This is a genomic window from Pectobacterium versatile (assembly GCF_003932035.1).
In the GTDB taxonomy this organism is placed as follows: domain Bacteria; phylum Pseudomonadota; class Gammaproteobacteria; order Enterobacterales; family Enterobacteriaceae; genus Pectobacterium; species Pectobacterium versatile.
Window position 1 is genome coordinate 3,745,972 of sequence record NZ_CP034276.1, and the last position, 26,936, is coordinate 3,772,907.

Consider the following 26,936-nt stretch of genomic DNA (forward strand, 5'->3'; position numbering starts at 1 on the left):
GCAGCGGCGTCAGCCGCTGCCATTAGTCGTTTTGTCTTTTGGGGTTTACCACGGCAACCCGCGCGACTTCCGCAACTCGTTTGGGGAAGCCGGGCGGGTTCTGCGGGTGCGGGCGGCAAAGAGTCCGCAAGCGTCGCCCCGAGACGCTCTGGTGCACCGTGCCGGAGGGAGCGGCAGGTTTGCATGACCACGCCACACCGGGGCGGGGAGCGGAAGCTGGCGAGCGGGGAAGGAGCAAGGAGCCTGCCGACTGCGACCCCGCGCAGCCAGACGCAGCCGGGCGGGCATAAAGCCCTTTAGCGGAGGCCGCAGGCCGACAACCCTTGCTCTGTTGACGTTGATGTTTGCTGAAGGCTGACGCCGGAGCCTGCGCCGCCAGGGAAGGCGGCCACACCGTCAGAGCCAGGGAAGCACGCTGAGGTTCGCAGCAGAGCGAGCCTGCGAGCTGTGCGCCACACCGCGCCAAGAACCCACCCCCGGCGGCCAGCCGCTCACCGATATGGAAGAAGACCGCAGCGCGCCCTTGTGGTAGACGGCGCCGACATAATGTTCGTTACGCGTTGGCCGCGTTCAGCGGCTTTCGCGTAATGCCACATTATGTTGAATGACGACTGGCCAGCAACGTTAATGACAGAGAACGCCGTTGTCTGGCGCTGGCCGGGCGACATTTACCGCCGGAGTGCCGATGCTGAACAAGGCAGTAAGCCCGCAGGGACGAGGGCTTTCTGCCCTGCACCGCCCTGCGGCTTTGAAGGGAGTTAGCTACTTTTCTTTTGCGTCCGGCTTAGGTTCGTCCGGTTTGCGTTTCTTCCGGCGTCGGGGCTTGCGCTCTGCCGGATGCGTCTTCTCATGCACCTGTTTCAGATGACCGATAGCCACACGGGTATATATCTGCGTCGTCTCCAGCTTCTCATGGCCTAAGATGGCTTGTATGTGCCGCGTGTCCGCGCCCCGCTCCAGCATCTGTGTTGCCATCGAGTGCCGGAACACATGACACGCCCCGGCCTTTTTCAGATGCGCATCATCCCGTATTGCCCGGCCTGCCAGTATCGTCAGCGTTGACCGTGCCAGCCGCTTGCCCCATATCGTCACGAACAGGTAGCCACTGTCGTGCTTGGTCGTCAGTCGCGGCCTTACCGCGTCCAGATAGCGCTGTACCCAGACCAGCGCCCGCAGGCCAACCGGCACCACCCGGTCTTTGTTCCCCTTACCCTGTCTGACCACCAGAACCCCGCGCCCCACATCCACATCGGCCAGCATTAGCCCGGACAGCTCTGACCGCCTTAGCCCCGTGCTCCACAGCATTTCCAGTACCGCGCGGTTACGTAACCCGGTCAGCGTGTCGGTGTCCTGCGCCTCCATCACCGCTTCCGTTTCTTCCTCGCTCAGTATCTGCGCTGGCAACCGTTTCTCCGCTTTCGGCAGTGTTATCTGCTCGGCGGGGTTGTACAGGATATGGTGCCGTTGCAGCAGCCAGCGGAACAGCCCGCGTATCGCTGACAGGCGGTTAAGCTGACCACCCTGTGCCAGCGGTTTACCATCTGCTTTGCGGTAGCCATGAAGGTGTCGCTGATACGCTTCCAGCACCGACAGGCTCACCTGTGCCGCCTGTGTCAGTCCCCTTTCCTCGCACCACGTCACGAACGGTCGCAGCCGTTCACTGTACGCCTCCACTGTGCGCGGGCTGTGGTTCGTGGCGGTCAGGTGTTCGAGGTAAGCGGTAGTGTACTGGCGTAACGTCTGCGACAGGCAGCTAAGGTAAAGGGCTTGCGGTGTCGGGGCTTTCGGCTTGGTCATGGCGGCGCGTCCTGCGGGATAAGAAGAAGGGAACTACGATGTGATGCGGCGATTTTTCTTTACCGGAACAGTGCTTTTGCCGTTAACCCGACTTGCGACAGCTGAACCCTTATCGGCTGCGGCTTTGCGCGGTTTTTCTGACCCAGACTTAGCCCCGACTTGAGGCAGACTTGACCCCGACTTGCTTCCATCAGACCCAGACTTGCGTGAGTCGTACTCATCCTTTTTACTGGTTTCTGGCTCGATTAACCCGCACAGGTGCGCCCCTTCCGGCACCGCGCCATCCCACAACAACTCGTATTGCAGTAGGTGTCCCCGGCTGCCGCCATGAACCAACAGGTACTCCATTTCCGCCAGTCGCAGGCAATGCAGCTTTAGCTGGCTGTCACTCCACTGGGTCGCGTTGCGGATATCCCGCCGCGTAAAGCGCACCTCGCCCGGCTTTTTGTTCTGCGTATGTGCTAACTGGTTCACCATCCCCTGTATCAACAGCAACAGCTTCCTTGTCTGCGGCGGCATCTCATCCAGTGTGCGGCCTAATATCTCGTGCGCTAACCGATTCGCCAACACGATATCCGACCGTTCCACCTCGATGTACTCGATAACCGTGCCGCGATGCTCTACCGTCTTCACCTCTCGCTGATACTGGTGCAGCAGCGCGATAGACTGGATTAACGTCAGGTACTTCATATGGTCGCGCCGGGTTCTTGTTTTGTCGCTCAGGAAGGTAAGCTGTGAGGCGAACGGATTCACCACCTTGAGCGGGCGTAACAGTCGCTGCGCATTCTGGTGAAGCTCCGTCAGATAACCTTTCTCGTTCTCCATCAGCAACCCTTCCAGCGTTTGTTTATGCCGCTGCAACGCGTGGATAGCCTCGGTCTGTTCGCGGGATTCGTTCACGGTGAGAACCAGACAGCGGTTCAGCAGCTCCTCATCCACATCGATGGCCGTGGTCGTTAACATCAGCATCACCGGGCCTTTCACCGTGTACTGTTTCGTCACCAGATTGCCTGTGGCATCATCTTTGCCTGTGCTGGCGATGGTTAACTCACCATCCGACTGCAACAGCTTCAGCGCATACGCCGCCTGCCGTACCCCTTCCTCTTCCGCGATGGCGAGGATTTTATGCTGGAGATTGGTTTCACCCAGATAGAACAGGCTCTGGCCTGTCATCGCGCTGTACTGTAAGCGCTCTTCCGGCGGGATAAGATTAAGCACCGCGTCCATCAGGCTGGATTTCCCCGCCGCACTGGATGACTGGATTAACACCGCTAACGGCCTGTCCAGCTTGCGCGACACCGCCGCTAAGTAACCCGCCACTAAGTTAGTGGACTCCCCCACCACGCCACAGGCGGCAAGGTCATCCGTCAGCCTGCCGATAAGATTCGGGTCACGCAGCAACGCCAGCGCCGCATCCCGCTGTTCATCGGTCATATCCTGTGTGGCTTCGCTGTGGGTTTCCGGCTGGCTCAGGTGCGCTTCCAGTGCCAGCAGCACCCGACCCAGACTGCGTTTAACATCACTTTCGGCCAGCCCTAACTCACTGGCCGCTAACCGCGCATACCCCGCACGGCTCCGGGCGCTCATCATGTCCACGCTGTCCGCGAACACCACACCGCTGGCCGTGTCGATGACCTGCGCGTTCACCTTCATCACGCCACTGCCCGCTTTCACCGACGCCATCCCCCGGATGCGCCACTGCTGACCGGATAACGCTATCTCAAGCTCACCGTTCGGCAACGCTTCAACCACAACCCCCGCAGCTAAGGAAGAGGCTGATTGAGACGGTTTTTCAGGCTGTGGCACAGATTCAGGTTCAGCGTTCACCGCTTCCCCCATCGCCATTGCGCCTTCTACCACCGCACGGAACGCCTGCTCCGGCTCGGAGACTTTGCACAGGTACTCGTTCGCATCCATGCCGGACGGGAACACCACACGGAACGGCGTGATGCCCTCAGCAACCAGAGACGAGGCCAGTTTCACCGCGCCGTCATCCCCTGCCGTATCGTTATCGAACGCGATCAACACCTGTTTTACGCCGTGCCCGATAAAGGCTTTGCGCATCTCATCAGTAAAGCCATTCACGCCATACGCTGCCGTCACGTTGCGGTAGCCTGCCACCCAGAACGACATCGCATCGATTAACGACTCACATAAGATGACTGATTTACTCGCTACCAGTGCCTGCTCGTTCCACACCCCGCCGTGTGGCCCCGGCAGATACAGGTGGTTCGGCGTACCCGCACGCAGACGGTCGCCCACCTTGCGCCCGTACAGCTCCCGCACCTGACCGCTCATATCGATAACCGGCACCACTAATGAACCCGCCAGATGCTCATGGCCGGATGAACGCAGCACGCCGATGGCCTGCAACTGGCTGCGAACGGTTGCTCCGTCTTTCAGTTTGCTCGATGGCAGGCGATAGCCCAGCGTCCGGTTAGCGAACCCCAAGCGGAACTGCGCCACTAACTCAGGATGATTGAGGCGGCGCTTTTCCAGATAGGCGATGGCCTCCGGCGCATTAAGCAGCGTATGGTGATAGAACGCGGTAACGCGATGCAGTAACGCCTGCCTTTCCTGTTCATTAGCGATATCGCTAACGGGCGGCAACGGCTCAGCGGCGGGCACACTGCCCAGTTCACCCCGCAGCTTATCGACCGCATGCGGCAGGCTTAACCCTTCCGTCTTCATCACCCAGTCCAGCACCGAGCCGCCGGCATCACAGCCGAAGCAGTGATAAAGGTTCTTCTCCGGGCTGATAACACACGATGGCGTGTTTTCCTGATGGAACGGGCACAGCACCACGAAGTCTTTACCGCGCTTCACCACCTTGCGCCCTTGAGCACGCACCACCTCCACTAACGGCACGGCGGCTTTCAGGTGCTGCAACTCAGATTCGGGGATGCGTGCCATATGCGTTTCCTCTAAAAGCCTGTCAATAGTAAAAGAGTATAAATAACTCCGTTGCAGAGTACTCCATTATAGAGTATTGTCAACTGAGTTATCAAAAACACGAGGTACTCTCATGGCAATGTTAACCAGACAACAGCTACAAGCCATGAACACTAAAGACGAGACATTCTTTAAGGAACTCGGTACGCGGATTGCGCTGGCTCGTAAAGCCCAGCAACTGACTCAGCAGCAACTGGCTGAACAGTTAGGCATTGCCCAGCAGACAATGGCGCACTATGAAGGCGGGAGGCTCAAGGTTTCTGCGGCGTTATTACCGCAACTCGCGCAGATCCTTAGCCTGTCACTGGATGAACTGCTCGGATTGCCTGCAACCCGGCAGGGCAGCAAGCGCGGGCCAGTTTCGCGTCTTGAGCAACAGATAGACGTTATCAGCCGATTACCCAGGGCAAAGCAAAAACTGGTGTCGGAGATTCTGGATAACGTGATTGGTAAGACAGAAGAGTCGTAAACGATAACGCGACTGCTACAGGAGGCAACCTGTAACAGCCGCTCACCACAACCAACTGGAAGGAGTTGACCATGGCTGACACGCATTCTACGCCAGATACCACCGTTTTTAAAATCGCTCAGGCCGAACGCTTTACCCGCGTTGGCTATCGCCCCATCAAGGGCAACCACGCTACCCCCGCCATCAACATCGCCGGGCAGTGGCTCAAGGACGCCGGATTTACCACCGGGCAACCGCTCCGGCTGCGCATCATGCCCGGCTGCATCGTCATCACCACGCAGGATATCCATGAACTGTGGGGCAACCTGCAAGCCCTCAGCATCGCCCCGTTTGATGAACGCGCAGCAACCCAATGGCTGAACCGCTTTCCCGGCGGCCTGAACGTGGAGACGGCACGATGAGTATGGGTTATGCATTGCAGAACGGTGACCTGCCGGAGCTGACGCTAACGGGCGATGAACTGGCGCAGGCGGGCTTTACCGCCTACACCCTGTTCCGTATCCGTCTCTACCGTAACGGGCTGGTACTGACGCGACTGGACGAGAACACCGATATCGCCGCCCTGATGGCTGAACTCGACGGCAACGAGACGGAAGGGGTGCTGACTGGGTAAGTGACAACGTAGAACTGACCCTGGCGGGCGACTGGCTCACCCAAAGCGGGTTACTCGGCCAGCCGTTAAGTATTGAGGTGCTGCCCGGTAAAATTACCATTCGGGCAGAGGTGGGGAATATGCTGGCGTAATAACACTGACAGCTAAAAATAAAATACTGCCTAATCAGGCATCGATCGAAAAATGATGTGCCTCCCCTTTTCCATCCATCTTGGCCCTCATAATTAAAAATATACTGGCCCGGTAAGATAACCCTTCAGGCAGAACATGGCACTATGCTGGCGTAATAGGACAAGCCGATAAAAATAAAAAGCCGGAAGGATCGTGTGATCGCTTCCGGCTTTTTTATATTAATTTTCACATAATTTATTAACACACGATCTCATAAAGAGTATCCGGTGGTTCTTGATAGATTTCAAAATCACCACCAATAACATCATATATTTCCGATGATCTTATTTTTTTAATCCTTTCTATCTGGCTACTATCAGTCAAGGCTACAAGCATCCTATCGGGATTAACTATTAGAAAAAAATCGACCAACACATTGAGAAGTATATTTAACCTATCTTTCGGATTACTAGGAAAACCAATGGTTGATGAGTCAGGATCATATTCACAATAGTCAATTAGATATGTAGCATTACGATAATCAGGCCTATCTCCAATTAAAAACGCAAAAACATCGTCTTCAGGAATCATTTCAAGAGGAATATTATAAAGCTCATCCTTACTAATTCTAAACACTCCTATATCAAGATTAGATATATAGTCAGTTAGTTTTTTATAATCATCCCCAATAGGGGATGGATATATATACCCAAACACATCGTTTGACATACCACCTCCTATTATTTATCTAGAATCCATGGACCTACAGCCTTTCCGTCTTTATCAAGCTCACGATAATGTTTTTTATCCACATACCCTCTATCATTATAAGTAATTCTATGTTCATGAGGTGGAACCTTACCATTCGCATCATATCCTAAAAGGTCATGTGTACGCTGCTGCCCATAATCTTCGCGAGAAAATGTTCTTCCCTTATCATCGTAGTAAGTAATACTCCTTGAGCCATCAGCTCGGGAAACCTCATAAATAGAATTAGGGGTTGATGTTTTAGGAGCTTTTCCTGAAGAGACTACGGTATGTTCAGTTTCAAAACACCCAGCCTTGGCCAACCCCAGCGGATCAACCCATTCCAGCGGGTTATGAACATAACCCTGTGGCCTTATCCCCCCAGCGATCCCCAAGGGATCAGGCGAAATGTACTGCGCAGTCTCAGGATCAAAATAGCGGTGGCGATTATAATATAATCCCGTCTCCGTATCAAACAACTGCCCCTGATAGCGCAGCTCACAGTACACCTCTTCGTTCGCCGCATCACCCAGGTAGCGCCGCAGCGGGATAGGCCGTCGCTCTTCGCGGTGGGTGCCCCACAGCCCCTGTTCCCCGCGCCAGCGGATTTCCCCCTCTTCGCTGCACAGCTCTCTCGCCGTCCCTGTCAGGTCGGTCACGATGTAGTGCAGCTGTGTGCTGTCGCCCTGCGCCTCCACCTGCGCCAGCGGCCGGAAGCTTCCCGGCTCATATACCCACTGCACTTCCCGCGCCGCACTGCCATCTGCATAGTATTGCTGCTGACCAATCAACTGGTCGCCATCCCAGCGGTACGCCACCCGTGCCACCGCCTGCGCCGACGTTACCTGGCCCTCGCGCACCTTGCTGACTCTGCGACCAAACGCATCGTAACGATAGCGCCACCGCGCCCCGTCCGGCAAACTCACCCGTACCAGACGGTCCTGCACGTCCCAGTCAAAGTACGTTTCCTTCGGCCTGAACCCCGGTCGCGTTTCCCGCTTCATCGCCAGACGTCCGCAGTCGTCATACCGGTACTGCGTATGGCCCCGCTCCACCACCCGGCCTGCCGTATCGTACCGCGCCGATGCCTGCACCACCGCATCCTGCACCTTCAGCGTCTCACCCAGACCCGGTGCTATCTGCGACACCTCGCACAGGTTCTGTTCGCTGTCGTAGCCAAACAGCCGCGCCTGACGCCGCCGTCCCTCATCGCGACGCTCTGCCGTCACCTGACCTGCCCCGTTCAGCCGGAACGCCTGCTCGCCCCAGTGGCTGTCGCTGATGCCCGTCAGACGGTCCAGCACATCGTACTGGTAGCGCCGCTCCAGCACGTCATTCACCCGGCCGTCCGCCCCTTCGAGCGCCTGACGCTGTAGCAGCCCCGTCGGACTCCACTCGTGGCGTAATGCAAACCCGCTGCCGTTACTGCGCCGCTGCTCTTCCCCCGCCGCCGTATGGCTGAACTGCAGCGGCTGGTGTGAGCCAATCCCCAGCGACGACAGCCGACCCGACTGCCACGCCAGTTGCAGCGGTGCCAGTATCCCCTCCACGACAGCACGCTGACCGCCCGCATCATAACCGCTCTGTACCGCCTCGCCGTTCACCGTTTCCGACGTCACCTGCCCCGCACGGTTATAGGCGTATTCCACCACTGCATCCGGGCTGGCGGCTTTGGTCAGCCGGCCGGCCACGTCATACGCCAGTTCGGTAATGCCGTCGGTTTCCCCGTCCGCTTTCTGTGCGGTGATGCGCGTTATCCGCCCTGCCACATCATGCTCGTAGTGCAGTGCGCTGCCATCCGGCGCGGTGCGCTGCACCAGACGGTCTGCCACATCGTACTGATACCGGTACACCCGCCCGTCGTAATGTCGCTCCTCGCTCAGCCGACCGCTGGGGTCAAAGCCGTACGTCCAGTCCCGTCCCTGACTGTTCGTTACTCCGGCGAACTCGGCTTCCGCATTGTAGTGGTAGCGCACCGTCGCCCCCAGCGGGTCCGTCGCTTCCAGCAGGTTATCGAACGCCCCGTAGCGGAACTGGTAACGCTGCCCCAGCGCATCCGTCACCGCCGTCAGGTTACCTTCCACATCGTAACCAAACTGCGTCTCGCTGCCGTCTTCGTACACCACTTTCGACGGAGACTCGCGCACGCCGTCATACTCCCAGCGTCGCACCTGCACACCCGCCTCATGCCCGATATGCCGCTCCGTCAGGCGGTCAAGGTCGTCATACCGGAACATCACCGCTGGCGCATTATCCCGCTCAAGGCGGCTCAGCAGGCCACGGCGGTTATAGTGGTAACGCTGCAACACGCCATCCGGGCCTATCACGGTTGACAGTTGCCCTGTTTCACCGTAACGATACAGCCACTCTCGCCCTTCCGGGTCGTTCACTTCCACAACCTGCCCGGCAGCATTACGCTGGTAATGCCATTCGCTGCCCAGCGGGTCGGTATAGGCCAGCAGTTGCCCGTTATCGTCATACGCATAGTGATGCGTCGCGCCGTCGGGCAGCGTAATCTCGGTCACCTGCCCCCAGTCATTGCGCTGATACGCCGTGCGGCCGCCCAGCGGGTCGGTCTCCGCCACCAGTTGGTTATCCACCCACTCGTAGCGGGTCTCCCCGCCATCAGGCGTGCGCTGGAGCAGAATATTATTGCGCTCATCGCGCACATAGCTGAATACGCCGCCAAACCCGCTGTGGTAATGGCTGGTCAGGGTGTCATCGTCGTAGTCAAAGTGACCCGGCCAGTAGCCTTCCGAGGTTCTGTCCCGGATGGCGCGGCCTTTTTTATCGTAATCGTGCTCAACCCAGGTCGAACCTAAATCCGACCAGCGCAGCAGCCAGCCTTCTGGTGAGTAGCGATAGTCAAAATTGCGCCCCTCATCCGCCCGAACACTCAGTAAATGCCCGTGTTCGTCATAGGTATAGCTGGCCAGCGTTTTTAAGGGCTGACGCTGCGGGGTACACAGCGTCAGTGCCGTTATCCTGCGGCGCTCCGTTGTGACGTGAATCAAGCGCCCGTCGGACAATACAACCCAGCACAGGTCGCTCAGCATCCACTCGAACGTCACCCGATTGCCGGCTGTATCTTCAATCGACGTCAGACAAAGCTGGAGACCGAGTGCATGCTCAAACCGATAGCGCAGGCCATCAACATGATGAAGGACGAGTTCACCCTGCTGGCGAGTCAGCCGCCATTGCAGGTTGGACGGCGAACGGCTGACTTCTCCCTCATTGGGCAAGGTGAAGAAGGCCTGATTGAACTCGCCATCCGTTAGCGTTGCTACCCCGTTGTTGAGCGTCAGGCTGATATCCCAGTTGGTGCGCCACAGTGTCCCCAGCAAACCGGCGTACCGCTCGCCCGTCGAGCGATAGTCGCGTTGCAGTGACAGTGGCAACGACCCCGCCAGTTGAATATCGGTACGTTTCTCCACCACGGCACCGGTTGCCATATCGACCGGGTCGCCTTTCTCTTTGCTGTTTTTGGAATCTGCTGGGGTCTTGCCATCATTCGACTGCGCCTCCGCCTCCGCCCCCTTTTTCCCTGATGGCTTGTCAGTATTTTTGCCCGCATTAATGTTTTCAGCTTCTGCCGGCGCGGATTGACTTTTTTTCTCTACGGGCGCTTTCGGTTTGGGTTTTTCTTCAATGGCATCAGCCGGTTTTGACGCTTCTGATTTGTGTGGCGTATTTTCTTCTGGAGATTGTTTTTTAGGCCGCTGATCTTTTCCTTTGTCACCATCAGGCTTGGCATCACTTTGTGATGTTGCGGTTGGTGAATCGGCAGACTCAGACTTTGAACCAGAGGATGGACTGGCCGCCCTGCTTTCCGCCGTCGTATGGCTTGGTGGGGCATCGGCCTTTTTCGCAAAGGAACCTTTAGGCCGCGGGCTACCGGAAACCCGTGTCACAATCAGAGGAATAAACTTATCGAATTCTTTCTCAAGGGTCGCAATGGCCTCATCGTAACGTTTAACTAACTGATCTAAATAGTCGAGCATCTTGCTGAACCGATCTTTCATCAGCGCAACAATCCAGCCATCCTTCTCCGAGGCCTTCATTGCCGTCACCAAAGCCTGCTGCATGGTCAACAGCATCGCTTTGCCTTTCTGTCCGTATTCTTTCAGCAACCCACGCAGTTCGGTGACACCTTTCACCAGATTACCGTTGGACAGGCTGCGGATCGTTTTGATGGCAAACTGCACAGCCGCCGGTGAGGAGGCATTTCTCAGCGCTTTAATGATCGCCCGCCCGCTCACCTTAATGGCGTCACCCAGCCCGGGAATTACCCCAATCACACACAGGACACCACCGGCCACATGCAGTGGGTCGTCCATCAGTTTAGGATCTTCATGGGTTTGCCAGCACCACTCGCCAATGGAGTACACGTCCAGCGCACGACATCTCGGTCATTGTTAAAGCAGTTGTGTTTCCTGATTCGTTATAATTCGATGAGTGATGCATTTTAATATCGTATTACGAAATCAAAAAACACCATTCTCAGAACACACATTACACTTATCGTTCCTTTATGGCTGACGTGATAAACGAGACTATGCAGACAGAAGAACAGCGCCGGGCGTTTGGTCAACGACTTAAAGCATTGCGTAACCAGCAACGCAAGACACAGAAGGAAGTCGCCGCCCTGATTGGGTTACAGCTTTCCCAATACAACAAGTATGAGTCGGGGATGCACATTCCTCCGGCAGACAAGCTCATTCAACTGGCCGAGTTGTTCACCACAACCATTGATTACCTGCTGCTTGGTTCGTATGACGAGCAGACACCGATTAGGAACACGCGATTAATGGAACGGTTTAAGGCACTGGCTCAGTGCCAGCCAGAAGAGCAGGAGACGGTGATTAAGCTGATTGATGCGGTAATTGTGAAGCACCGGGTTGAATCGGCGATTCGTCCTGTTGACCAAGAAGAGCGGCTAACGTAAACGATTTTTTAACGCGGGGTTGACGTGCGCTAACACGGCAACCCCGCTCACCACAACCAACTGGAAGGAGTTGACTATGGCTGACGCGCATTCTACGCCAGATACCACCGTTTTTAAAATCTCTCAGGCCGAACGCTTTACCCGCGTTGGCTATCGTCCCATCAAGGGCAACCACGACACCCCCGCCATCAATATCGCCGGGCAGTGGCTGAAGGATGCCGGATTTTCCACCGGGCAACCGCTCCGGCTGCGCATCATGCCCGGCTGCATTGTCATCACCACACAGGATATCCATGAACTTTGGGGCAACCTGCAAGCGCTGAGCATCGCCCCGTTTGATGAACGCGCAGCAACCCAATGGCTCAACCGCTTTCCCGGCGGCCTGAACGTGGAGAGTGCGCGATGAGTATCAAGACCGCTTTCCACCACGGCGGCCTGCCGGAGCTGACGTTAACAGGCGACGAACTGGCACAGGCAGGCTTTACCGCCAATACCCTGTTCCGTATCAGTCTCTACCGCAACGGGCTGATGCTGACACGACTGGATGAGGATACCGATATCGCCGCGCTGATGGCTGAACTGGACGGCAACGAAGCGGAAGGCGCGGACTGGGTCAGTGACAACGGCGAACTGACACTGGTGGGCGACTGGCTTACCCTGAGCGGGTTGCTCGGCCAGCCGTTAATCGTTGAGGTGTTGCCTGGTAAAATAATCATTCGGGCAGAGATAGAGACTATGCTGGCGTAATACACAAGCCACTAAAAATAAAATAGCCGGAAGGATCGTGTGATCGCTTCCGGCGTTAATTACATAGCAACAAGCAATTAAGCTAGTGACTCTTCTATTTGATTAAGGAAAAACTCACTAAAGTTATCAGCAATAATAGTTTTTTCGCCATGCATTTTAAAAGCTAAAGATGTTTCTACTACCACTGGCTCACCTGCCTTCCCTGTAACATCAGTATCTATAGAATAAGAAGGACCATAACCCGATGATTTTATTTTTATCATCGCACCACTGATATCACCCTGTTCTCTCGCATCTTTTGTTGAAAAATAAACACAAGGAACTTCATTGGCATCTCTACCATCTTGGGTAATTCCATAATACGTATCACCACAAAAAGATAATGCCCCATATTTTTTCAAAAAAAGCTTATAGGATTCAGGAAAAGAAACTCCAAGCAAAGCTTCAAACTCTTTTATTTCTTCTTCACCAACACCACCGGTAAACCGAATTCGCTCACCGCTCACTTTCATTTTTTCTTCTGCTTCATCAAGAAAACTCATATATTCCTCCTAAAAATCAAGTGACCTTGTTTTCCAGTATGATTTCTTCCATTGATTAAAAGGACCCCGATTCATTGACGGAGGAGCACTGTTATATGTCCGCCTTACTCCGTCAGGACCGACCCACGTTTTATCCCACTGATTTGAATACATATGAAGGGTTCGATCGTTTTTGCTATGGAAAGTGCTAGATACTTCGGCCATCGGTCCCGGTTCATCTTGCGTAAGGTGGTGCAAGTTTATTTCTTTACCGTCATGTCCTATTGGTGCGTTACCCTGCCGCATTCTTTCGACATTACTATCACCAAATTTATCAACACGGTCTGGATCAAAAAGATCGTCACGCTGATAAACTTTGCGACCATTAACCTCTTTCGCCGTCCAGCGTTTATTTTTCTTATCCAACCCGAACGGATCGACCCATTCTAACGGGTTATGGACGTATCCTTGTGGTCTCAGGCCACCCAGCAGCCCTATCGGGTCTGGCGACAGGTACTGTCCGCTATCCGCATCATAGTAACGATGCCGGTTGTAGTAAAGCCCCGTTTCCGCATCGTACAGTTGTCCCTGATAGCGCAGCTCGCAGTACACTTCCTCGTTCGCTGCATCACCCAGGTAGCGCCGCAGCGGGATAGGCCGTCGCTCTTCGCGGTGGGCGCCCCACAGCCCCTGTTCGCCGCGCCAGCGGATTTCCCCTTCCTCGCTGCACAGCTCTCTCGCCGTTCCCGCCAGGTCGGTCACGATGTAGTGCAGTTGCGTGCTGTCGCCCTGTGCCTCCACCTGCGCCAGCGGCCGGAAGCTTCCCGGCTCATACACCCACTGCACTTCCCGCGCCGCACTGCCATCTGCATAGTACTGCTGCTGACCAATCAACTGGTCGCCGTCCCAGCGATACGCCACCCGCGCGACCGCCTGTGCTGACGGGAGTTGTCCCTCGCGCACCTTGCTGACTCTGCGCCCAAACGCATCGTAACGATACCGCCACCGCGCCCCGTCCGGCAGGCTCACCCGTACCAGACGGTCCTGCACGTCCCAGTCGAAATACGTTTCCTTCGGCCTGAACCCCGGCCGCGTTTCCCGCTTCATCGCCAGACGTCCACAATCGTCATACCGGTATTGCGTATGGCCACGCTCCACCACCCGGCCCGCCGCATCGTACCGTGCCGACGCCTGCACCACCGCATCCTGCACTTTAAGCGACTCACCCAGCCCCGGCGCTATCTGCGACACCTCGCACAGGTTCTGTTCGCTGTCGTAGCCAAACAGCCGTGCCTGACGTCGCCGTCCCTCATCACGGCGCTCCGCCGTCACCTGGCCTGCCCCGTTCAGCCGGAACGCCTGCTCGCCCCAGTGGCTGTCGCTGATGCCCGTCAGGCGGTCCAGCACATCGTACTGATAACGACGCTCCAGCACGTCATTCACCCGGCCGTCCGCCCCTTCCAGCGCCTGGCGCTGTAGCAGCCCCGTCGGGCTCCATTCATGGCGTAGCGCAAATCCGCTGCCGTTAGTGCGCCGCTGCTCTTCCCCCGCCGCCGTGTGGCTGAACTGCAGCGGCTGATGGGAACCAATCCCCAGCGACGACAGCCGCCCCGACTGCCATGCCAGCTGCAGCGGCGCCAGAATCCCTTCGACCACGGCACGCTGACCGCCCGCATCGTAACCGCTCTGCACCGCCTCGCCGTTCACCGTTTCCGACGTCACCTGCCCCGCACGGTTATAGGCGTATTCCACCACTGCATCCGGGCTGGCAGCTTTGGTCAGCCGGCCGGCCACGTCATACGCCAGTTCGGTAATGCCGTCGGTTTCCCCGTCCGCTTTCTGTGCGGTGATGCGCGTTATCCGCCCTGCCACATCATGCTCGTAGTGCAGTGCGCTGCCATCCGGCGCGGTGCGCTGCACCAGACGGTCTGCCACATCGTACTGATACCGGTACACCCGCCCGTCGTAATGTCGCTCCTCGCTCAGCCGACCGCTGGGGTCAAAGCCGTACGTCCAGTCCCGTCCCTGACTGTTCGTTACTCCGGCGAACTCCGCTTCCGCGTTATAGTGATAGCGCACCGTCGTCCCCAGTGGGTCGGTCGCTTCCAGCAGGTTATCGAACGCCCCGTAGCGGAACTGGTAACGCTGCCCCAGCGCATCCGTCACCGCCGTCAGGTTACCTTCCACATCGTAACCAAACTGCGTCTCGCTGCCGTCTTCGTACACCACTTTCGACGGAGACTCGCGCACGCCGTCATACTCCCAGCGTCGCACCTGCACACCCGCCTCATGCCCGATATGCCGCTCCGTCAGGCGGTCAAGGTCGTCATACCGGAACATCACCGCTGGCGCATTATCCCGCTCAAGGCGGCTCAGCAGGCCACGGCGGTTATAGTGGTAACGCTGCAACACACCATCCGGGCCTATCACGGTTGACAGTTGCCCTGTTTCACCGTAACGATACAGCCACTCTCGCCCTTCCGGGTCGTTCACTTCCACAACCTGCCCGGCAGCATTACGCTGGTAATGCCATTCACTGCCCAGCGGGTCGATATAGGCCAGCAGTTGCCCGTTATCGTCATACGCGTAGTGGTGCGTCGCGCCGTCGGGCAGCGTAATCTCGGTCACCTGCCCCCAGTCATTGCGCTGATACGCCGTGCGGCCGCCCAGCGGGTCGGTCTCCGCCACCAGTTGGTTATCCACCCACTCGTAGCGGGTCTCCCCGCCATCAGGCGTGCGCTGGAGCAGAATATTATTGCGCTCATCGCGCACATAGCTGAATACGCCGCCAAACCCGCTGTGGTAATGGCTGGTCAGGGTGTCATCGTCGTAGTCAAAGTGACCCGGCCAGTAGCCTTCCGAGGTTCTGTCCCGGATGGCGCGGCCTTTTTTATCGTAATCGTGCTCAACCCAGGTCGAGCCTAAATCCGACCAGCGCAGCAGCCAGCCTTCTGGTGAGTAGCGATAGTCAAAATTGCGCCCCTCATCCGCCCGAACACTCAGTAAATGCCCGTGTTCGTCATAGGTATAGCTGGCCAGCGTTTTTAAGGGCTGACGCTGCGGGGTACACAGCGTCAGTGCCGTTATCCTGCGGCGCTCCGTTGTGACGTGAATCAAGCGCCCGTCGGACAATACAACCCAGCACAGGTCGCTCAGCATCCACTCGAACGTCACCCGATTGCCGGCTGTATCTTCAATCGACGTCAGACAAAGCTGGAGACCGAGTGCATGCTCAAACCGATAGCGCAGGCCATCAACATGATGAAGGACGAGTTCACCCTGCTGGCGAGTCAGCCGCCATTGCAGGTTGGACGGCGAACGGCTGACTTCTCCCTCATTGGGCAAGGTGAAGAAGGCCTGATTGAACTCGCCATCCGTTAGCGTTGCTACCCCGTTGTTGAGCGTCAGGCTGATATCCCAGTTGGTGCGCCACAGTGTCCCCAGCAAACCGGCGTACCGCTCGCCCGTCGAGCGATAGTCGCGTTGCAGTGACAGTGGCAACGACCCCGCCAGTTGAATATCGGTACGTTTCTCCACCACGGCACCGGTTGCCATATCGACCGGGTCGCCTTTCTCTTTGCTGTTTTTGGAATCTGCTGGGGTCTTGCCATCATTCGACTGCGCCTCCGCCTCCGCCCCCTTTTTCCCTGATGGCTTGTCAGTATTTTTGCCCGCATTAATGTTTTCAGCTTCTGCCGGCGCGGATTGACTTTTTTTCTCTACGGGCGCTTTCGGTTTGGGTTTTTCTTCAATGGCATCAGCCGGTTTTGACGCTTCTGATTTGTGTGGCGTATTTTCTTCTGGAGATTGTTTTTTAGGCCGCTGATCTTTTCCTTTGTCACCATCAGGCTTGGCATCACTTTGTGATGTTGCGGTTGGTGAATCGGCAGACTCAGACTTTGAACCAGAGGATGGACTGGCCGCCCTGCTTTCCGCCGTCGTATGGCTTGGTGGGGCATCGGCCTTTTTCGCAAAGGAACCTTTAGGCCGCGGACTACCGGAAACCCGTGTCACAATCAGAGGAATAAACTTATCGAATTCTTTCTCAAGGGTCGCAATGGCCTCATCGTAACGTTTAACTAACTGCTCCAGATAGTCGAGCATCTTGCTGAACCGATCTTTCATCAGCGCAACAATCCAGCCATCCTTCTCCGAGGCCTTCATTGCCGTCACCAAAGCCTGCTGCATAGTCAACAGCATCGCTTTGCCTTTCTGCCCGTACTCTTTCAGCAACCCACGCAGCTCGGTGACGCCTTTCACCAGGTTACCGTTGGACAGGCTGCGGATCGTTTTGATGGCAAACTGCACAGCCGCAGGTGAGGAGGCATTTCTCAGTGCTTTAATAATCGCCCGCCCGCTCACCTTAATGGCGTCACCCAGTCCGGGAATTACCCCAATCACACACAGGACACCACCGGCCACATGCAACGGATCCTTCATCAAATCGGAATCTTCATGAGTTTGCCAGCACCACTCACCAATGGAGTACACGTCCAGCGCTTGCCCCACGACAGGAATACAACCCAGAATAATCTCGCAGAACATCATGAGCGCGGCGTTATCATCCCCACTAGCATCCGCCGTTTCTGCCGCGAGGCTATGGTGGATCTTGTTGATGGCCTGCTTCAGTTGGCGATTACCGCGGTTAATCTTTTTATCCAGTTCCCAGAAACGCTTGTAAGCCTTTTTATAGTCATCTGGGATAGACGTTAATATTCCCGCACCATCAATATCAATATGTCGGTCACTGCTGTCATCGGCGTCATACGTCACCAACCCCTGTTTACGCAGGAGAAGGAACAGCGTGAAATACTCACCTGCTAGTGCGGCATAACCTGGAGTTGACTGTAATACAGGGTTGTTCTGGATGGTTTCCTGCGGTGTAAACTCATCCTCACCTTCCTCAAGCATCAACTCAAACGTGCCGCCCCCCATGTCATAAATAAAGCAGAGTCCATTGGCATCCGTCTGCCCGTGGATTTCCGTTTTATTACTGTCGATGAGGACAAATGGCGCATTGGGAACCGGCTCCCCAGAGTCATAATGGTAATAAATCAGGACTTCATAACCACACTTGGCACAGCCTCCTGATATTTTTTTATCCGTGCTAAAACCCCGACTCGCTGCATCCTCGCTGGAAAGCAACGTTGCCTGTTTATCCTGACTCATGAAATGACGTCCTTTTTATTTTATGCTTCGTCCAGATGGTCAATGGCTGCCTGATACAGGCGATCCATACGGCTTTGCGTGCCAATGTATTCAGGCTGTACCAGAATGTTTTTTGCCCAGGGCTGATGAATAAATTCCGGCGAGAGTTCTGTCGCCAATGCCAGCCAGCGCACGATATCGCGATCGTTGTTAAAGCCGTTGTTTTTCGCCTGTTCCGTCTGCTGATGAGTAAACGCCTGTAGTTCATCATCAGGCGCGTTTTGCCAATCGGCATGGTAAGCACGTAGATGCTCCCTATAGCGCGCCAGATTGTGATGTCCGTAAGGCACCATGATGGCTTGCCATTGTTCGTCACTCAGTTGGCGCGGCAGGATGTCTGGAATGGAGTGTGGTTCGCGGACGGTGAGATTTAAGGCATGTACCGCGCCGTCAGGGGAAATGTCGCAGAAGCTGACTATCGGGCCATAGAGTGCGCAGGCTTCTTGTGCGGAACTGGCGGATAACAGCTGATTCACCACCTGCCAGTCACCTACACGCAGGATGGCATTCTCCCCGGAAGGGGAAGTCACCAGGCTCCACTGTCGCAGATGCTTCGTCACCTCAAGCAGTTGATCGAGCGGTGAATACGCCAGCATAAACCATTCCAGTTGCAGGCCCATTCCCCAGCCCGGCTGAGTGATAATGTGTTCTTTCACTTGCGACCAGTTAGCGGCGTGAAGCGGGATGCAGTAGGGTGCGACAGAAGCATGAACGCGCCCCGTTTCCCCCCAGTACAAACGCGTCTGTTCCAGGCTGCCCCCCCAGCGTTCGGCCAGCCACGGCACGGCATCGTTCATCGACGCTTCGGCGATAACAAAACAGCCGCCCTGAGCGATACGCGCTTGCCAGGCGGCGTCATCTTCCGGCATCAGTTCAAGGAAAGGTTGCGATACACTCACAGCGTGACCTCCGGTATGTCAGGTAATTCTCCCCGCATCCAACCGGGGCGATGGTAATTAAGCTGCACACTCTCAATACGTTCAGGCTCAGATTTAAAAATCCGAATACTGTCCGCGATCGAATAACGTTCAGTCAGATGAATAAAGATTGGGTGCAAATAGAATTCACTACCGAGCACCCAGCGATGAGCAGACCAGGCTTCACATTCCGCTTCGCTGGCTTTCGGATAATAGTTCCCGGCTAATACAATACCGCTAATAAAGCATGATTTTACTATTTCAATATCCAGAGGAAAAACACACTGCGCGCTAACAAAAAGAAACAGTTCATTCGCTAATCGGTGCAGGCGATTATCATTAGCGAGAAGATAATATTGATAACGTGTTAAATTAATCTGGTATGTACTATTAATATCGTTCTTATTTTCTTTATTAATATCCTGTTGTGCGAATAGCTGATACTCCCCACGTTCGCTATTCACGATGGGCAAATACAGATCATTCAGCGGGCCGAGAAAATCCGTTTGCGCAGCAAGATCCAGAGTGGACCACCAGGCCGATAACACCTCTGGTGCATAGCTACGAAATAGTGCTCGAGTGCCATCAGGCCAGAGACAGGAAATGCGCTGCTGCCAGAAATCAGCCACCTGCTGCAATGTCAGTTCACCATGCATGAGAATTACGCCACTATGCCGATCCGGCGGTGTCTCAAGCAGCCAGTGCAGCAGTGTTTCTCCTGGTTTGCCTTCTTCTATTTTCACCACAATAGGCGCCCACATCTGCCAGTTTTCGGCATCCTTGCCAAAATGCAGCTGCTGCCATATATCCGACGCCGCAGGTTGAAAAGCCTGCCAATATTCAGGTAATTTGGGATAATTCAACGGCGAGATAATAGCGAACAAAGGTGCATTAAACTGGCTGATTTCAAACAGGGTATAACCGTTTGCCATTATCGTTATTTGCCTGTAAATAAATGAGATAATTTTTAATACGATGAGCGTGTATTAAGCATGACAGCAACGACCAGATAATCAGCATGATTATCTGGTCGGGAAGTGCAGTTTATTTTTATGACGTAGGACGAATAATACAAACCGTGAATCTAAAGGAAATTACAACGGCAGTCCTTTTTCCCAGCGCTCCCGAACTTCAGTAGGAGACAGCGGTGGAAATTTAACACCGCGATCCAGCAACAGCTGTTTTACCTTTAATGCCCAAGGGTAGTGAGGGGATTTAGGCGACATAATGGATAAGCTGTCGTGTACACGCCACGCCAGACTACTGCCAGTTGAAGAATAGGTATCGAAACTTGCGCCCTGCTCAATCAACCAATAAACAATTTCGTATTCATTTACATAAGCGGCGTAAAGCGCACTATTTCTTTTATTTTGATCTTCTAAATTCAGATCAGCCCCTTTCTCAACGAGTAGCTTAATATCAGCCCATCGTTGCTCATTAATAGCACTAAATATTGCAGGCTGACCACGACGCCCAATTGCATTCGGGTCGCCTCCCGCATCCAGAATAATACGAAGCCAGTCTGGATCTTTTGCGCCCGCAACAGAATTGACGGCGCTGTCGCCAAAGCCGTCTTTATAGTTTGGATCGACACCCAGTTTAAGCGCCAGCGTAACGGCCTTTTTATCCTTCGTCTCATAAATCAGCCACAGCAGCGGCGTGACGCCTTCTTTTCCCTGAATATTCAGGTTAACGCCCTGCGACAGCTGATGACGAGCTGCTGATTCGTCACCTTTTTGAATACTTTCCAGTACCGCCACCACAGGGGGCTCAAAAAGTTCACTCGCCCGCATACTGTGTCCTCCTGCCTGACAAGCGGTTAATAATCCCAGAACAATGACGCCTACCCATTTTATACGTGCCAACCATTGCATTATATTCCCCTGAATGTATTGGTTATCTTCCCGATATCTTCCTTTTTCTGGCTTTCAATACCCGCAATCACCTGATCCATACCGTGACGCGCAATCGGTGAACCGCCAACAGCGGGAAGTGCCATCATATCACCGCTGGCTTTCGGCAGACCCCCTCCCAGTAATTTTGCAACACCGATGACTCCCCCAAGCACTGCACCGGCGGTTCCACCAATCAATGCGCCAGCGCCAGACAGTAAACCTGGAACCAAAGCCTTACCGTAGGTTTGTGCCATGGTTAATATCTCGCCATCGACCGCTTGTGTTTTAATCAATGACGCTGTTTCTGCCAATGTCGCACCACCACCTCGCAAGGCAGTATTCTCATGTAATCCTGCGGCATTGAACGTATAGCCAGGAAGTTTTGTCACACTGACCGCAGCAGAGGCTAACCCGCCCCCCAGAGAATGACCAACAATAACAGGTGGAGGATTTGGCATCAGATCTTTGACTTGAGTCGCGAGATCCATTGCTTGTTTGTACTGCGCTGATTCAAATCCCATACCCTGAGTGGCGTTAGTCAACCAGTCTTTAACGCCTGTCACCGCATTATTGGTGCCCCGGTAGGTCAACATCGTTTCGCCATTAATTGCTGATTTGAACAGGGCAGAACCAAACCCTGTTTTCTTATCCATAAAATCATTGTCTGTCAGGCCAGGAAGCTGACTCGTATCCAGAATATCCAGTCCAACCGGTGCCTTAGGCAGTTTATCCAGCACGCCTCGTCGGAATTCATCGACCGAATAAACATACTGGGCCGCTTCGGCGCGTAAGATACTGTCGTTATTAAACGCCAGCCGCTTTGCCGCATCGGCTAACCCCGGCAGCGTCGCTGCTTCAGTCGCCAACTTGGCACGCGCCAGATAGCGATCTTTACGCTGGGCGATAGTGAGCAGGTCGTCAAGAATGGGCAACTCGGCGACCGAAGCCCACTCCATTAACGTCGGCAATAACATCGGCGTCAATGCCAGCAGAGGCGCACGGCTTTTTGCCGATTGCTCAGCGCAGGGTTTCACCGGAGATTGATAGGGCGAGTCGCCAATAATGACATTCCCACTCCCCGCAGCGACCGAGCCACCGCAGCCAATGGCATCACCGATACGCGCCGCCAGCTTTCCATTGATGATGACCGAACCGGACCCCGCGGATATGGCACGATTGTGCACACCGTGAGGCATATTTGGGCAAGGGCAGGCATGGAGCAAAACTCCATCGCCTTTACGGGCCGCCGGTTTGCCATTGATGATGACATCACCGCTGCCTTCGATAATTGGGGTGGCAGGGAAACAACCGTGACCCGCACAGCTGTCCCCTAAACGTGCAGCACCTGGCATAGTTCCTCCTTAACGTCTGTCTGGCGCATCCGGCAGCGTCGGCTTCGTCGGGTCTTCTGGCGTAATCGACACCGGCGCAGTCCCTACACCCGCCGCACCGCCATCATTGATCTTCACAATCGTCCCAGAAATCGTGACGCCCGCGCTATCAATCTTGATAAAGCCGCCAGGCGCTTTAATGGTTAGAGCCTGCCCCGCTTCCAGCACGATATCTGCGGCTTTCAGATAGCTGTCCGTATTGACCAGAACACGCTGGTGCGCGCCGATCAGCGTCTCTTCAGAGCCTGACATCGTGGTCTGACGGCTCCCTTCAATATGGGTAATCTCTCCCCCGCCGATGAAACGTTTGAACGAAGCACCAATCTTCTGAATAAAACTCCGACCAATTTCCTGATGATGATCCTGACCGATGTTTTCAAAATCATCCTTACCTATCGTTCGATGGCGGTGACGCGTGACCCGTTGGAACTGATCCTGATCCACGCTGAGGTGCTGATCGCGCCCTACGCTCTGTCGCTGGATGTTGTTGATAACACCATCCATATCTTTCTGGGCGTGGTAATAAATTTGCTCACGCGTCGCCTCATCCTCAAAACGCAGTTCGTTGAAGCCACTACCTTTATGGGTATCGGTACGCAGCGTCGTGCGCGTTTTATGTGCCGGTAAAACGTACGGCGTCGGGTTGGTCGCGTGAAAGGTTCGCCCGGTCACAATCGGCTGATCCGGATCGCCTTCAAGGAAGCTGACGATCACTTCATGGCCGATACGTGGGATGGCGATCATGCCGTACTGGCCGCCTGCCCAGCCCTGACTGACACGCACCCAGCAGGAACTCTGGTCATTGCTCGCGCCGTAGCGATCCCACGGGAATTGCAGTTTTACCCGACCATACTGGTCGCAGTAAATCTCTTCACCTGCTGGGCCAACCACCGTCGCGATTTGCGGGCCATCCACCATCGGTTTGTATGGCATGGCTGCACGCCATGTCGTCGTGCCTTTCACCACGGCAAAACTGTTGCTCATGGTGGTCGGTTCGCCACCGCTTTCCTCTTCCAGCGCCTGCGGCTGTTGCCCGACATGCGTTACGCTCACCGTCTGCCACACTGCGTTCAGCATCGTATTCGGATGCTCCGTCAGCGTGAAGGTATTGCCCGGCATCAGCCCCGCGCAGTTGGATTCCCCTTCGCTCGTTACCGCCCCTGAGCGCAGCGCATCCAGCCGGTAACCGCTGAACGCCTTGCCGCTCGGGTCTTGCTTATAGCGACCCGGATAGTCGTAATGCTGATAGCTTTCGCGCTGGTGCGCCAGCTCACTGCTCATCTTCTTGTGCGACAGCCCGTAAGCCGGCGTCTTGAAGTTGTAGTCCTTCAGCTCGACGTCCGAGGTGCTTACCCGCTCTGCGTAGTGGAAACGCCTGACATATTCCCCCTCGCTCAGCCCCTGCGTCGCCAGATTGAAGAACAGCGCGGGGCCTTTGGTCAGTGCACCCGCATCGTCGGCAAACACCACGCGGTGTTTTCCCTCTTCGTATTCGTGGAAGAAATACATTCCCTCCTCGGCGGCCAGCCGGGTGATAAAGGCTAAATCGCTTTCCCGATACTGCACGCAGTATTCGCGTGGCGCGTGCTCATGGCGCAGCGCAAAGGCGTAGTCGGTGATGCCCGCTTCTTCCAGCAGCGCCCCGATAATCGCTTCCGGCTTCTGTGCCTGAAAGAGACGGGCGTTGGTGCGTAATCCCAGTCGCCACAGAGCCGGACGGACCTCCATCTGATAGCGCGTGCGCCGGAATCCGGTGTCGCCCTGCGTGAAGCCACTGACAATCCCGCTGACCCGACGCTTCAGTTCGCCTTCATACCAAATCATCAGCTCACACGGCTGGTCCAGCACCGCGCCGAAATCGACATCCGGCAACGCGCTCGCCAGACTCAGCGACAGGCTGAAAGGCCGGTTGAGCCCTTCATCCAGCCTGAAATCCACCACCGCAAAGGTGCCTGCCTCCAGAGCGCCGACCTTTACGGTGAACTGCAATCCTGTGCTATTTGCCACCTGCCTTCTCCTTTTTCCTTCGCCATGGCTACCGCACGCCCCCGCTCCCGTTGGAGCGGTACGTCGCTATCCTAATTAAAATGAAAACCTGCGTTGTGGTCTGAGCCTGCTCACATCACAACTCACGCCAAAGAAAAAAACAGAAAACCCGGGACAAGCCCGGGTTAGAAACAGAAAGATTACGCTTCGACCGGCGCACGCCAGTCATCAGAGCCGGAGGTACCGGCAACGGTGTGCTCCCAGTCAATTTTGCGGTAGGCCAGCGACACTTCAATCAGTTGGGTGTAGTCCAGCTTGGACGGGTCCTGACAGTGTGGCATTTTGCAGTCGATATCCACGATGGTGGCATCGGTCAGGATGGTAGAGAAAAAGTGCTCCTGCTTACCTTCCACCGAGGTGCGATACCACTTCAGGGTCGTGGTTGGCAACATTTCACCAGTAGACAGTGCGTTGTACAGCAGCGGGACCGCTTTGTTCAGTGCGACGGTGAATTTGAACGGCTTGTGCACACGCTGGCCGGATGGCTGACCGGACTGCGGGTCGGTGGGTACGGTAACCACGTGTTTGAATTCCTGCACCAGCATTTCGTCTTCGTGGCCTTCCACATAGATGTTGCCGACAGAGTCAGAGGTGAAAGCACCCGCGGTGATGTTGCCCTGAGTTTTACCTTCGATGCTGATATAGCATGGAGTTGGCATAGTCTTGCTCCTTGTTGTTGAACGAGTTGAATAACTTCACGTTCTGTATAGCAATCCACATGCCAACTTTTATCTTGTTGTTTTTAATAAGAAATGACTTAACTAAAATTTTCCTTAAGTAAAATTTGAGCAAAAAGTTGCGCAGACCTCGTGAAAAAACGGCATCCATTGCGCAAAAAGTGATTTCCACTGGGAAGTGAGCAAGAAGTTGCGCAGAATGCGCAGTTATGCTGAAAGTTTGAGTTAGGTATTAATTAATTAAATATCTTGCCTATTAATAAAGCTATAATTAATAGAGATCAGTCTATTTTAGGTGATAAATAAATCACATGATTATTATGTGTATGCAAGCACTCACTCACATCAGGGCAAAAAACGCACACCTGAAAATTGAAATTATCGTAAAAAAACGGGCGTTGCTATCACGCAACACCCGCCTGTTTATTGCCACTATAATCCGACCAGAACGCAACGATCTGCCAGTACTGCTTTAGCTATTTCTCACCAGCGAGTTACCATCGATGAGCCACCACCGTTATTCTGCTTTTCCCGATGACCAGTGCATCGCCAAGCGCTGCCCAGCTTTGATTTCATCAGGCTGCATCGTCGCTTCCAGATCGTTACGCGCATGAATGGCTTCGCTCATCCCCTCCGTCGCCGCCATCGCGTACCAGGCGTAAGCATGAATACGATTGCGGGAGGCACCCAGCCCATCCTGACGCATCATGCCCATACGATATTGAGCCATACGGTTACCGTCATTCGCCGCCAGATGGTACTGCTTCATCGCCTCAACATAATCCTCTTTGCCGCCTTGCCCCAGCCGCAGCATCTCGCCATAGGCCAGATGGGATTCGGTGTCTCCTGCTGATGCCGCTTTGGCATATTCTTCACGCGCACGCGCGAATTCGCTCGCTTTAAATAACCGCTCACCCAGCTCGCGTTGCGCCCGGATATAGCCCGCAGAGGAAGCCTGAACCAGATACTGTTCGCGCTTTTCATGCGTTGTCTGGCTCTGACTGAGCAGATAATCGGCCTCGCCCGATCCACCAGACGCGGCACGCTCCAGCCAATAACGCGCCTTTTGCTCATCCCAAGGTAAGCGCTTACCTTCGCGGTATGCCTTGCCCAGCCAAAGCTGTGCTTCGGCATCACCTGATGACGCGGATTTTTGATACCAGTTCAACGCATTCTCGCCATCTTCGTGTCGCGCCATCCACAGCTGCGCCTGTGCCTGACCTAGCGTCGCCGCGCGGAAATACCAGCGTTCGGCCAGATCGCGACGGATCACCACGCCTTTACCTTGCTCATAGCGCTGCGCTAACTGGTATTGCGCATCCCGATTACCCAGTTCGGAGGCCTTCAGCAACCACGACACGGCATCTTTTTCGCCGCCCGCATGCGTTGCGTGCCACTGGGCGACAATCAACTGCGCGGGGGGATAACCATTTGCCGCAGCGGATTCAAAAGCATTCAGGCAGGCCGCCACCAGCTTTCCCTGATGCTGAACCTGACAGTCCATACCAAGTCGATGCCCCGCTTCGCCATTTCCGAGACGTGAGGACGTTGTCCACCACTGGCGAGCAGACGGGCTGTTCTTGGGCGCACCCAGCCCAGCCTGATACCAATCACCCACCTGAAGTGCAGCGGCAGCACGCAGTTCCTGATTGCCCGGAAGTTCAGACAGGCCAGACGCCTTCTGCATCCACTGCATCGCTTCGGTGTACTGCGAGCGCGCGGCTAGCGTCTTTGCCAACTGATATTGCGCCTCACCGTTTCCCCGATTCGCTGACGCCACGAGTTCCGATTCAGACAGCGATGTGACGGGCGCCTGACATGACGCCAGCCAACAGGCCGACAGGACTATCACTAATTTTTTGTATTTCATCATGTGCTCAGCGTTTTTCCCTTCACGACA

20 protein-coding genes and 1 pseudogene are annotated in these 26,936 nt (G+C 55.2%); 7 read left to right on the forward strand and 14 right to left on the reverse strand.

Annotated features, from left to right (window positions below; genetic code table 11):
* Window positions 1–22 precede the first annotated feature (22 nt).
* On the reverse strand, window positions 23–394 hold the full coding sequence (locus tag EIP93_RS22780; RefSeq protein WP_164498002.1) for a hypothetical protein: 372 nt from the start codon (window positions 392–394) through the stop codon (window positions 23–25).
* Between the two features lie 233 nt (window positions 395–627).
* Here EIP93_RS22780 and EIP93_RS23000 point away from each other — a divergent pair, with 233 nt between their 5' ends.
* Window positions 628–762, forward strand: a complete 135-nt coding sequence (locus tag EIP93_RS23000; RefSeq protein ID WP_257982551.1) for a hypothetical protein — start codon at window positions 628–630, stop codon at window positions 760–762.
* Here the strand turns inward: EIP93_RS23000 and xerC are convergent, their stop codons facing one another.
* Both xerC and EIP93_RS17035 read right to left on the reverse strand, forming a co-directional pair.
* Window positions 763–1,797, reverse strand: a complete 1,035-nt coding sequence (gene xerC, locus EIP93_RS17030) for a site-specific tyrosine recombinase XerC (RefSeq protein ID WP_011094920.1) — start codon at window positions 1,795–1,797, stop codon at window positions 763–765.
* 33 nt (window positions 1,798–1,830) lie between these two features.
* A complete protein-coding gene (locus EIP93_RS17035; RefSeq protein WP_125233007.1) occupies window positions 1,831–4,710 on the reverse strand; it encodes a DNA primase in 2,880 nt (959 codons plus the stop codon).
* Window positions 4,711–4,822: 112 nt separating this feature from the next.
* Here EIP93_RS17035 and EIP93_RS17040 point away from each other — a divergent pair, with 112 nt between their 5' ends.
* The 3 genes and pseudogenes from EIP93_RS17040 (at window position 4,823) to EIP93_RS17050 (ending at window position 5,962) form a co-directional block, all read left to right on the forward strand.
* Window positions 4,823–5,218 (forward strand): helix-turn-helix domain-containing protein, encoded by a 396-nt coding sequence (locus tag EIP93_RS17040; protein WP_011094922.1) that lies wholly within the window; start codon window positions 4,823–4,825, stop codon window positions 5,216–5,218.
* A gap of 71 nt (window positions 5,219–5,289) precedes the next feature.
* Window positions 5,290–5,619, forward strand: coding sequence for a SymE family type I addiction module toxin (locus tag EIP93_RS17045; protein ID WP_011094923.1), 330 nt, complete (start codon window positions 5,290–5,292; stop codon window positions 5,617–5,619).
* A pseudogene (locus EIP93_RS17050) lies at window positions 5,616–5,962 on the forward strand (SymE family type I addiction module toxin). Before EIP93_RS17045 ends, EIP93_RS17050 begins: the two are co-directional and overlap by 4 nt.
* Window positions 5,963–6,200: 238 nt before the next feature.
* Here EIP93_RS17050 and EIP93_RS17055 read toward each other — a convergent pair.
* Both EIP93_RS17055 and EIP93_RS17060 read right to left on the reverse strand, forming a co-directional pair.
* Window positions 6,201–6,671, reverse strand: coding sequence for a hypothetical protein (locus EIP93_RS17055; RefSeq protein WP_125233008.1), 471 nt, complete (start codon window positions 6,669–6,671; stop codon window positions 6,201–6,203).
* 11 nt (window positions 6,672–6,682) lie between these two features.
* Window positions 6,683–11,026, reverse strand: a complete 4,344-nt coding sequence (locus tag EIP93_RS17060; RefSeq protein ID WP_420899352.1) for an RHS repeat-associated core domain-containing protein — start codon at window positions 11,024–11,026, stop codon at window positions 6,683–6,685.
* A 194-nt stretch (window positions 11,027–11,220) separates the two neighbouring features.
* On the opposite strand from EIP93_RS17060, the gene EIP93_RS17065 reads away from it, so the two are divergent.
* From EIP93_RS17065 to EIP93_RS17075, 3 genes are all read left to right on the forward strand, one after another.
* The gene (locus EIP93_RS17065) at window positions 11,221–11,634 is read left to right on the forward strand and encodes a helix-turn-helix domain-containing protein (protein ID WP_125233009.1); all 414 of its coding nucleotides are present in this window, start codon (window positions 11,221–11,223) and stop codon (window positions 11,632–11,634) included.
* A 76-nt stretch (window positions 11,635–11,710) separates the two neighbouring features.
* Entirely contained in the window at window positions 11,711–12,040 is a 330-nt protein-coding gene (locus EIP93_RS17070; protein ID WP_125233010.1) for a SymE family type I addiction module toxin, read from the forward strand.
* Window positions 12,037–12,381 carry a SymE family type I addiction module toxin gene (locus EIP93_RS17075; RefSeq protein ID WP_125233011.1) on the forward strand — a complete coding sequence of 115 codons (345 nt, stop codon included), beginning with the start codon at window positions 12,037–12,039 and terminating at the stop codon, window positions 12,379–12,381. The genes EIP93_RS17070 and EIP93_RS17075 overlap by 4 nt, the downstream gene beginning before the upstream one ends.
* Before the next feature lie 77 nt (window positions 12,382–12,458).
* On the opposite strand, the gene EIP93_RS17080 is transcribed toward EIP93_RS17075, so the two are convergent.
* The 9 genes from EIP93_RS17080 to EIP93_RS17120 all read right to left on the reverse strand — a co-directional run bounded on the left by EIP93_RS17080 (window position 12,459) and on the right by EIP93_RS17120 (window position 26,909).
* Window positions 12,459–12,923: an SMI1/KNR4 family protein gene (locus EIP93_RS17080; protein WP_125233012.1), complete on the reverse strand. Its 465-nt coding sequence runs from the start codon at window positions 12,921–12,923 to the stop codon at window positions 12,459–12,461.
* A gap of 9 nt (window positions 12,924–12,932) precedes the next feature.
* The gene (locus EIP93_RS17085; RefSeq protein ID WP_125233013.1) at window positions 12,933–18,071 is read right to left on the reverse strand and encodes an HNH/ENDO VII family nuclease; all 5,139 of its coding nucleotides are present in this window, start codon (window positions 18,069–18,071) and stop codon (window positions 12,933–12,935) included.
* Between the two features lie 20 nt (window positions 18,072–18,091).
* Complete coding sequence (locus EIP93_RS17090) at window positions 18,092–19,009, reverse strand: DUF4123 domain-containing protein (RefSeq protein ID WP_125233014.1); 918 nt, start codon at window positions 19,007–19,009, stop codon at window positions 18,092–18,094.
* Window positions 19,006–19,962: a DUF4123 domain-containing protein gene (locus tag EIP93_RS17095; RefSeq protein WP_125233015.1), complete on the reverse strand. Its 957-nt coding sequence runs from the start codon at window positions 19,960–19,962 to the stop codon at window positions 19,006–19,008. The genes EIP93_RS17090 and EIP93_RS17095 overlap by 4 nt, the downstream gene beginning before the upstream one ends.
* 159 nt (window positions 19,963–20,121) lie before the next feature.
* Entirely contained in the window at window positions 20,122–20,820 is a 699-nt protein-coding gene (locus tag EIP93_RS17100; RefSeq protein WP_125233356.1) for an ankyrin repeat domain-containing protein, read from the reverse strand.
* 80 nt (window positions 20,821–20,900) lie between these two features.
* Window positions 20,901–22,274 (reverse strand): PAAR domain-containing protein, encoded by a 1,374-nt coding sequence (locus EIP93_RS17105; RefSeq protein ID WP_125233016.1) that lies wholly within the window; start codon window positions 22,272–22,274, stop codon window positions 20,901–20,903.
* Window positions 22,275–22,283: 9 nt separating this feature from the next.
* A complete protein-coding gene (locus EIP93_RS17110; protein WP_125233017.1) occupies window positions 22,284–24,320 on the reverse strand; it encodes a type VI secretion system Vgr family protein in 2,037 nt (678 codons plus the stop codon).
* Window positions 24,321–24,499: 179 nt separating this feature from the next.
* Window positions 24,500–25,018 (reverse strand): Hcp family type VI secretion system effector, encoded by a 519-nt coding sequence (locus tag EIP93_RS17115; RefSeq protein WP_011095744.1) that lies wholly within the window; start codon window positions 25,016–25,018, stop codon window positions 24,500–24,502.
* A 535-nt stretch (window positions 25,019–25,553) separates the two neighbouring features.
* Window positions 25,554–26,909 carry a tetratricopeptide repeat protein gene (locus tag EIP93_RS17120; RefSeq protein WP_125233018.1) on the reverse strand — a complete coding sequence of 452 codons (1,356 nt, stop codon included), beginning with the start codon at window positions 26,907–26,909 and terminating at the stop codon, window positions 25,554–25,556.
* Window positions 26,910–26,936: the final 27 nt, after the last annotated feature.